Below are 9,118 nucleotides of genomic sequence, written 5' to 3'. Positions count from 1 at the left end.
CCCCCCCCCCCCCCCCCCCCCGGGGCCGCAGTAACGGAATGCCGTCGCTTGGACGGCCACGCTTCACAAGCCGTTTTCATTCGGCGGTGAGAATGCATGGTTCTCCCAGCAGCGCCCGCCATGAATTCCTCGCCCTCCTGCTCCGCCCGCCGCTTTTCCGCTCCCTCCGCTTCCGCCTTCCCTTTTCCGCCCGCAAGGCCGCCCTGCCCCGGCGCCGCCGCGCCGGAAAGCGGCCGCGGCTCCGGGGACCGCGGGGGCCGCGCGCTGTGGCTGGTGCTGGGCATCGGCCTGGCCCTGGCCGGCTGCTCCGACAAGGCCCCCGCGCCCGCGCCGCGCGGCCCCGTGGAAGTGGGCGTGGTCACCCTGCAGCCCGAGCGCCAGTCGGTCACCACCGAGTTGCCCGGGCGTACCAATGCCTACCTCGTGGCCGAGATCCGGCCGCAGGTGGGCGGGATCGTGCAGAAGCGCCTGTTCACGGAAGGCGCGGAGGTGAAGGCGGGTCAGGCGCTCTACCAGCTGGATCCGGCGCCGCTGGAGGCGGCGCTCGCCAGTGCCGAGGCCTCGCTCAGCCGGGCCCAGGCCACGGCCGCATCGGCGGAATCGAACGCGCGCCGCAACGCCGAGCTGGCGAAGATCGAGGCCGTGAGCCGGCAGGTGGCGGACGACAGCCAGGCCGCGGCACAGCAGTCGCGCTCGGACGTGTCCGTGGCCCGCGCCGCGGTGGCCACCGCGCGCATCAACCTGGGCTATGCGCGCATCCAGTCGCCCATCTCCGGCCGCACGACCACGTCGAGCGTCACGCCCGGCGCGCTGGTCACGGCCAACCAGACCACGGCCCTCACCACCGTCTCGCAGGTCGATCCGCTCTACGTGGACGTCACCCAGTCGAGCACCGACGTGCTGCGCTGGAAGACCGAGCTGGCCCAGGGCCGGCTGCAGCGCGCCGGCGAGGGCCAGGCGCGCATGCGGCTCAAGCTCGAGGACGGCAGCACCTATGCCCACGCCGGCCGGCTGCAGTTCAGCGGCATCACGGTGAACCCCACGACCGGCGCGGTCACGCTGCGCGGCGTGGTGCCCAATCCGGACGGCCTGCTGATGCCCGGCATGTACGTGCGGGCGGTGCTGGAGACCGGCGTGAACGAGCAGGCCCTGCTCGTGCCCCAGCAGGGCGTGACGCGCGACGCGGCCGGCAATGCCAGCGTGCTGGTGGCCAACGCGCAGGACAAGGTGGAGCGCCGCGCCATCCAGGTGGGCGCGGCCGTGGGCAACCGCTGGGCGGCCACGGCGGGCCTCGCGGCCGGCGACCGCATCGTCGTGGACGGGCTGCAGCGCATCCAGCCGGGCGACGCCGTCAAGGCCGTGGAGGTGAAGATCCCGCCGCAGGGCGCGGCGCCCGCGTCGGCCAGGGCCTCATCGCCAGCGGCCCCGGCCTCTGCCCAGGCCCCGGCGGCCTCGCGCTGACGCAGGAGCGCGCCCCATGGCCCAGTTCTTCATCAACCGGCCCATCTTCGCGTGGGTCATCGCCATCGTCATCATGCTCGCGGGCGCGATGTCGATCCGCAACCTGCCGCTGGAGCAGTACCCCGACATCGCGCCGCCACGGGTGTCCATCAGCGCCACCTACACCGGCGCCTCCGCCAAGACGGTGGAGGAATCGGTCACGCAGGTGATCGAGCAGCAGCTCAAGGGGCTGGACAACCTCATCTACATGGGCTCGACCAGCGACGCCTCGGGCAATTCGCGCACCACGCTCACCTTCAATGCCGGCACCAACATCGACGTGGCCCAGGTGCAGGTGCAGAACAAGCTGCAGCAGGCCATGTCGCGCCTGCCCCCGGCCGTGCAGAGCCGCGGCGTCACCGTCACCAAGGGCGGCAACGACTACCTGATGATCGTCACCTTCACCTCGCCCGACCCGTCGGTCACGCAGGTGGACATCGGCGACTACATCTCCAGCAACCTGGTGGACGTGATCAGCCGCATCGACGGCGTGGGCGACGTGGCCACCCTGGGCACGGGCTACGCCATGCGCGTGTGGATGGACCCGGCCAGGCTCGAGAAATACGCGCTCATGCCCTCCGACGTGGGCAGCGCGCTCAATGCGCAGAACGCGCAGGTCTCGGCCGGGCAGCTGGGCGCCCTGCCCGCCGTGGGCCAGCAGCAGCTCAACGCCACCATCACCGCGCGCAGCAAGCTGCAGAGCCGCGAGGAGTTCGAGAACATCGTCCTGAAGGTCGCGACCGACGGCTCGATCGTGCGCCTGAAGGACGTGGCGCGCATCGAGCTGGGCGCGGACAACCTCACCATCACCTCGCGGCTGAACGGCCAGCCCGGCGCGGGCATGGGCGTGGTGCTGGCCGACGGCGCCAACGCCATGGCGGTGGCCGAGGCGGTGAACGCCAAGGTCGCCGAGCTGCGTCCCTTCTTCCCCTACCAGCTCAAGCCCTTCACGAGCTACGACACCACCCCCTTCGTGGAAGCCTCCATCGAGGAGGTCATCAAGGCGCTGGTGGAAGCCATGGCCCTCGTGGTGCTGGTGATGTACCTCTTCCTGCAGAACTTCCGCGCCACGCTGATCCCGGCCATCGCCGTGCCGGTGGTGCTGCTGGGCACCTTCGGCGTGCTGTCGGCCGCGGGCTACTCCATCAACACCCTGACCATGTTCGGCATGGTGCTGGCCATCGGCCTGCTGGTGGACGACGCCATCGTGGTGGTGGAGAACGTCGAGCGCGTGATGAGCGAGGAGGGCCTGCCGCCGAAGGAGGCCACGCGCAAGTCCATGGCCGAGATCACGCCGGCCCTGGTGGGCATCGCGCTCACGCTGTCGGCGGTGTTCATTCCCATGGCCTTCTTCGGCGGCTCCACGGGCGTGATCTACCGGCAGTTCTCCATCACCATCGTCTCGGCCATGGTGCTGTCGGTGCTGGTGGCCCTGACGCTCACGCCCGCGCTCTGCGCGACGCTGCTCAAACCGATCCCGAAGGGCACGCACAGCCCGCACGCCGGCGCGCCGCGGCGCGGGCCGCTGGGCTGGGTGGACCGCTTCTTCGCGGGCTTCAACCACCGCTTCGACCGCACGGCCGACAGCTACCAGCGCGGCGTGGGCCGCATAGTTCGCCGGGGCGGCCGCATGATGCTGATCTACGCGCTGATCGTGGGCGGCATGGCCGTGCTGTTCATGCGCCTGCCCACCTCGTTCCTGCCCAACGAAGACCAGGGCGCGGTGCAGGTGCAGATCACGCTGCCCGCGGGCTCCTCCAACACGCGCCTGCAGGCCGTGATGGCCGAGGTGCAGAAGTACTTCGCGGCGCAGCCCGACGTGGTGAGCTTCAACTCCATCACCGGCGCCAACGGCGACCAGAGTTCCGCGCGCGGCTTCGTGCGGCTGAAGGACTGGAGCGAGCGCCCGCGGCCCGAGCAGAGCGCCGACGCGATCGCCCGCAAGGCCACCCGCGACCTGCGCCAGATCCGCGATGCGCGCATCTTCGTGGTGCTGCCGCCGGCCGTGCGCGGCCTGGGGGCCAATGCAGGCTTCAACTTCCAGCTCAAGGACCTGAACGGCCTGGGGCACGAGGCGCTGGTGGCGGCGCGCGACAAGGTGCTGCAGCTCGCGCGCGACCGCCACGAGGTCTCCAACCTGCGCGCCAACAACCCCGACGACACCTCCCAGCTGGGCGTGACCATCGACGATGCCAAGGCCGGCGCCCTGGGCCTGGCCACCGCGGACATCAACAGCACGCTATCCAGCGCCATCGGCGGCACCTACGTGAACGACTTCCTGAACAAGGGCCGGGTCAAGCGCGTGTACATGCAGGGCGATGCGCCCTTCCGGATGCTGCCGCAGGACATCGGCCCCTGGACGGTGCGCAACAACCAGGGCCAGATGGTGCCGTTCTCGGCCTTCTCCAGCACCTACTGGACCTACGGCTCGCCCCAGCTGCAGCGCTACAACGGCAGCCCCAGCTACGAGTTCGTGGGCGATGCGGCCCCGGGCGTCAGTTCCGGCGCGGCCATGGGCGCGATCGACGAAATCATGAAGCAGATGCCCCCGGGCATCGGCTACGAATGGACGGGAGCCTCCTACCAGGAGCGGCTCTCGGGCTCGCAGGCGCCGCTGCTGTACGCGATCTCCATCCTGTTCGTGTTCCTGTGCCTGGCTGCGCTCTACGAGAGCTGGTCGGTGCCGTTCTCGGTGATCCTGGTGGTGCCCCTGGGCATCGTCGGGGCGCTGCTGGGCATCGGCATCCGCGGGATGTCGAATGACGTGTATTTCCAGGTGGGCCTGCTGACCACCGTGGGGCTGGCCTCCAAGAACGCCATCCTGATCGTGGAATTCGCCACCCAGCTGCAGGCGGCCGGGCGCCGCGTGATCGACGCCACGCTCGAAGCCGTGCGGCTGCGGCTGCGGCCCATCCTCATGACCTCGCTGGCCTTCGGCTTCGGCGTGCTGCCGCTGGCCATCGGCACCGGCGCGGGCGCGGGGGGACGGCAGGCGATCGGCACCGCGGTGCTGGGCGGCATGGTGGCGGCCACCGTGCTGGGCGTGTTCTTCGTGCCCGTGTTCTTCGTGCTGATCCGCAGCTTCTTCGCCCGGCGCGGTGCGCGTGCCGAGCCCGCCGCGGCGCACCCGCCCGCGGGCAACGACGGCACCCCGCCCTCCAGCCCTGCTCCCGGAGCCTCCGCATGACGCGCGCGCACTTCTCCCTGGCCCCTCTATGCCCGCGCCTCCCTGCCGGGGCGGCCCTGGCCGCCGCGCTGCTCGCGGCGGGCTGCACCAACCTCGCGCCGCCCTTCTGGAAGCCCGCGCTCCCCGTGCCGGAGGCGGTCGGCACCCCGTCCGACCGCGGCACCGACAGCGTGGCGTTGACAGACGCGCCGGACATCGGCCTGGGCCCCTGGGAATCGTTCATCACGGAGCCGCGGCTGCGCAGCGTGATCACGCAATCGCTGGAAGCCAACCGCGACCTGCGCGTGGCGGTGCTGGCCATCGAGCGCGCCCGGGCCCAGTACGGCGTGAGCCGCGCGGACCTCTTCCCCACCGTGGCCGCCACGGGTGCGGGAACGCGTGCGCGCACGGCCGACGACCTCACCGCCGCCGGCCGCGCCAATACCACCGCCCAGTACAGCGCCCAGATCGGGTTCACGAGCTACGAGATCGACTTCTTCGGCCGGATCCGCAACCTCAACGATGCCGCGCTGCAGGAATTCCTGCGCGTGGGCGATAACGCGCGCAGCGTGCGCCTGAGCCTGGTGTCCGACGTGGCCGGCGCCTGGCTCGCGCTCGACGCCGACGCGCGCCGCCTGCTGCTCGCGCGCGAGACGCTGCGCACCCGGTCGCAGTCGCTCGCCCTGGCGCGGCGCAGCTATGAACAGGGGGCCACCTCGGGCCTCACGCTCACGCAGACACAGGCGACGGTCGATACGGCGCGCGCCGACCTCGCCAGTGCCGCCACCCAGCTCGCCAAGGATCGCAACGCGCTCCACCTGCTGGTGGGACGCCCCGTGGACGATGCCCTGCTGCCGCCGGCGGCCTTGGAGGCGCTGGCGCCGCCGCCCGCGGAGGCCGAGGCCGCCACACCGGGCGGCGCCCGCGCCGGCAGCCCCGATCCGGCGCGCTGGCAGCGGCCCACGGTGTCCGTGGCGCAGGCCCTGGCGGTGCCCGCGGGCTCGCTGCCGTCCTCGACGCTGCTGCGCCGCCCGGACGTGCAGGCGGCCGAGCGCTCGCTGCGGGGCTCGTTCGCCAATATCGGCGCGGCGCGCGCGGCGTTCTTCCCTTCGCTCACGCTCACCACCAGCGTGGGCACGGCGAGCAACGAACTGTCGGGCCTCTTCGGCGCGGGCAACGGCACCTGGAGCTTCGCGCCCCAGATCCGCCTGCCGATCTTCGACGGTGGACGCAACCGGGCCAACCTGCGCGTGGCCGAGGTCGCACAGGAAACCGCCGTCGCCCAGTACGAAAAGACCGTGCAGACGGCCTTCCGCGAAGCGGCGGACGCACTGGCCGAGCGCGCCACGCTGCAGGAGCGCCTGCAGGCGCAGCAATCCCTCGTGGATTCCAGCCAGCGCGCGCTCGACCTGACCCTCGCCCGGTGGCGGCTGGGCGCCGACAGCTACCTGGCCGTGCTGGATGCGCAGCGCTCGCTCTACACCGCGCAGCAGGGGCTGATCGGCGTACAGCTGGCCGACCAGTCCAACCGGGTCACGCTCTACAAGGTGCTCGGCGGATGGGGCGAGGAGCCGGACGCCGGCAGGCCGTGATGGCGCCCCTGCGGCCCCCCTTGCGGCGCCGCGACGCGGATGACGCTGACCGTCGCAGCGGCGCAGTCCAGGCGCATCTGGCGCGCGCACGTGCCGCCGGTGTCGCTCGAATGCACGGCGATGTTCCGGGCCTGCAGCAGCCGCAGAGCGGCCTCGGCATTGAGCGCCCCGACCAGCGGCACGCGCCCGGCACCGGCGGCGCCCTCCCGCATGCTGGCGCCCCCCGCCAGATGGGCCTCGATCTGCGCGCAATCCCCCGGCCCGGCCTGCAGGCGCTGCAGCATCGCATCCACGGCCTGGTCCACGTAGCGCGCCCCGGCCGGCGGGTACGCCACGGGGGCGCAGGGCAGCAGGCAGTGCGCCAGGGCATAGAGGCCGCGGGATTTCCAGAGCAGCGCGATGCCGACGCACGAGCCCAGCGTGGCCTTGAGCAACTCGGGGCTGCGCCCCAGGGCCAGTTCGCCCATGCGCACGTGGACCTGCTCGGCGCGCTCCGTCATGCCGCCACGCTTTCGTAGATCTGCGGCTGCACGAACTGGAAGGGCACGTCCATGGACGTCAGCGATTCCGACTCGCCGATCACCAGTTTGCCGTGCCGGCGCAGCGACGGCGCGAGGTGGCGGACGGCGCCGCGGATGTCGTCGGCGGTGAAGTAGATCAGCACATTGCGCAGGAACACCACGTCGAAACGCTCCTGCCACGGCGCCGGCTCCATCAGGTTGTGCGGCTCGAAGGCGATGCAGCGCCGCACGGCGTCATCCAGCATGAACTGCCCGGGCCGCCGTGCGGCGTCGTAGCGCTCGAAGATCTCGGGGTGGCCCGCCCGGAACGCCGCCACGGACGCCCCCGCGTACCGGCCCGCGCGCGCATGCGCCAGCACGTCGGTGCTGATGTCCGTCCCCAGGATTTCGTAGGAGAACCCGGGTTGCCGGCGGCGCACCTCCTCGCAGCAGATCGCGATCGTGCAGGCCTCCTCGCCCGTGGAGGCCGCGGCCGACCATACGCGCAGCGGCCGTCCCCATCCCTCTTCGACCCACTTGGGCAGGAATACGTCGCGGAAGTACTGCCAGACCTTGGGCGTGCGAAAAAAGGAGGTCTGGTGGGTCGTCACCGCATCGACGAAGGGCTGGCGCTCGTCCTCGTTGCGGTCCAGGTGCTCCACGTATCCGGCGTAGGAATCGATGCCCAGGTGGCGCATGCGCGGGCGCAGCCGGGCCTGCAGCATGGTCTTCTTGGCCTCGACCATGTGGATGCCGGTGTGCCCGCGCACCCGCTGCAGCAGCCGCAGCAGGGTCGCGCCGTCCATGTCCCCGAACTCAGGCATCGGCCATCTCGGCCTCCAGCTCGCCGATGGACGCGAAAATGCGGGCGGCATCCAGCGTCAGCACATGGGTGGGCGTGCCGCCCTCGCCCTGCGTTTCCAGCACCTCGGAGACGTGGTGGCGCGTGCGGGGGGTCAGTGCATTGCGCATCAGCGAGGGAATGGGGTATTTGCCCGCGGCATCGATGTGCACGATGCTGCGCACCCGGTCCACCTGCAGCCCCAGCAGGGTGTCGCCCTGCTGCAGCACCACCACCTTCGGCTCGAGCACGTCCTGGGGCCCGGGCTCGCCCAGCTGGTAGTAGCGGCGGACATCCACCACCGTCACCAGTTTGCCGCGCAGGTTGTACATGCCCGAGACGAAGCCGGGTGCGCCCGGCACCGGGATCAGACCGTCGCCGCAATCGATGATTTCACGCACGTCCTGCATCGGCAGGCCGAAGGCCTGCCGGGAGTCGAACCACAGGAAGGACTGGCGCACGCCCGCGTGCCGCTCCGCGGCGCGGGCCGTCCGGTCCCGTGAAGCGAACAGGCTGCTGTGCTGGCCGGAGATGCGGCCGATCTCGCCGTGGTCCAGCACCCCCTGGCTGTCGAGCAGGAACACGTGGCCCCGTTCGCCCAGGTCCAGACAGCCCGCGAACATGCTGGCGCGGTGGCGCGTCAGCACGGGCACATGCATCACGTCGTCCTCGGAATAGGCGACGATCGCCTCCACGCTGTCCACCAGCAGGCCGACGTGCATCGCTCCGGCCTGGAGCACGACGACTCGCTGTCCGCCGGAATCGTCGCCGTCCGTGCCGGCACCGGTCTGCAGCAGGTCCCCGAAGCGCACCACCGGAACCACGTCGTCCCGGATGTGCATCACGCCCGCGCACAGCGCGTCCTGCACCGGCGAGCGTTCGATGCCCCGGGCCTGCACGATCTCGTGCACCCCGTGGATGGCGAAGCCCAGCAGCAGGTCGCCCACCCGAAAGGTGATGCAGCGCGTGCGGTTGCGCTTGGCCCGGGAGGCAACGCCCTCCCCCGTGGCGGTGCCGGCCCGGGGCACGTTCTCGATCGCCACCAGCCGGTCGAGATCGAGCACGCGCACGAGCTCGCCCCCGACCTTGAGCACGCCGGCCACCACGCGGTGGGTGGAATGGTCCTGGTAGCCGAACAATGCCTGCTCGTCGCCGCGCGGGCGCATCACGCGCCGGGTGTCGTCGAACATCAGCCCCAGGCGGACGCCGAGGTGCTGGACGATCACCACCTTGGCGCCTGCGGGGTCGTCGGCGGCGCCCAGCCCCAGCAGGCGCCGCATGTCGAGCATGGGCACGATGGTGCCGCGCAGGTTGAACACGCCCACCACGAAGTCGGGCGCCAGCGGCATGGAAACGATCCTGCCGGGCAGGTTGACGGCTTCCTGCACGTGCCGGACGTCGATGGCGAACTCCTCGTCGCCCAGCGTGAAGGAGGCATAGACCGCAGCCTGCCCGGCTGGGGCCGGGAGAACAGGCGCGGTGTCTTGCGGATGGCTCAAGGTGGCTCTCCTCTGCCGGG

The 9,118-nt window shown here is 71.4% G+C and carries 6 protein-coding genes; 3 read left to right on the top strand and 3 right to left on the bottom strand.

All coding sequences use genetic code 11. The features are described 5' to 3' along the window. Positions 1-120 precede the first annotated feature (120 nt). Genes BLR05_RS18170 through BLR05_RS18160 form a run of 3 tightly spaced genes read left to right on the top strand, consistent with a single transcriptional unit; the run spans position 121 to position 6,258 of the window. Complete coding sequence (locus BLR05_RS18170) at positions 121-1,461, top strand: efflux RND transporter periplasmic adaptor subunit (protein ID WP_092836931.1); 1,341 nt, start codon at positions 121-123, stop codon at positions 1,459-1,461. A 16-nt stretch (positions 1,462-1,477) separates the two neighbouring features. Then, positions 1,478-4,687, top strand: coding sequence for an efflux RND transporter permease subunit (locus tag BLR05_RS18165; RefSeq protein ID WP_092836928.1), 3,210 nt, complete (start codon positions 1,478-1,480; stop codon positions 4,685-4,687). Then, complete coding sequence (locus BLR05_RS18160; protein WP_092836925.1) at positions 4,684-6,258, top strand: TolC family protein; 1,575 nt, start codon at positions 4,684-4,686, stop codon at positions 6,256-6,258. The genes BLR05_RS18165 and BLR05_RS18160 overlap by 4 nt, the downstream gene beginning before the upstream one ends. Here the strand turns inward: BLR05_RS18160 and BLR05_RS18155 are convergent. Genes BLR05_RS18155 through BLR05_RS18145 form a run of 3 tightly spaced genes read right to left on the bottom strand, consistent with a single transcriptional unit; the run spans position 6,207 to position 9,098 of the window. Then, positions 6,207-6,758, bottom strand: coding sequence for a chemotaxis protein CheD (locus BLR05_RS18155; RefSeq protein ID WP_092836922.1), 552 nt, complete (start codon positions 6,756-6,758; stop codon positions 6,207-6,209). The two genes, BLR05_RS18160 and BLR05_RS18155, sit on opposite strands and share 52 nt — an antisense overlap. Beyond that, positions 6,755-7,582 (bottom strand): CheR family methyltransferase, encoded by an 828-nt coding sequence (locus BLR05_RS18150; RefSeq protein ID WP_167361293.1) that lies wholly within the window; start codon positions 7,580-7,582, stop codon positions 6,755-6,757. Before BLR05_RS18150 ends, BLR05_RS18155 begins: the two co-directional genes overlap by 4 nt. Then, entirely contained in the window at positions 7,575-9,098 is a 1,524-nt protein-coding gene (locus BLR05_RS18145; protein WP_092836915.1) for a chemotaxis protein CheW, read from the bottom strand. The genes BLR05_RS18150 and BLR05_RS18145 overlap by 8 nt, the downstream gene beginning before the upstream one ends. Positions 9,099-9,118 lie beyond the last annotated feature (20 nt).

The organism is Paracidovorax cattleyae, assembly GCF_900104515.1.
GTDB classification, from domain to species: Bacteria; Pseudomonadota; Gammaproteobacteria; order Burkholderiales; family Burkholderiaceae_C; genus Paracidovorax; species Paracidovorax cattleyae.
The sequence above is the reverse complement of the archived record's forward strand: the minus strand, read 5'-3'. Positions and strand labels throughout refer to the sequence as shown.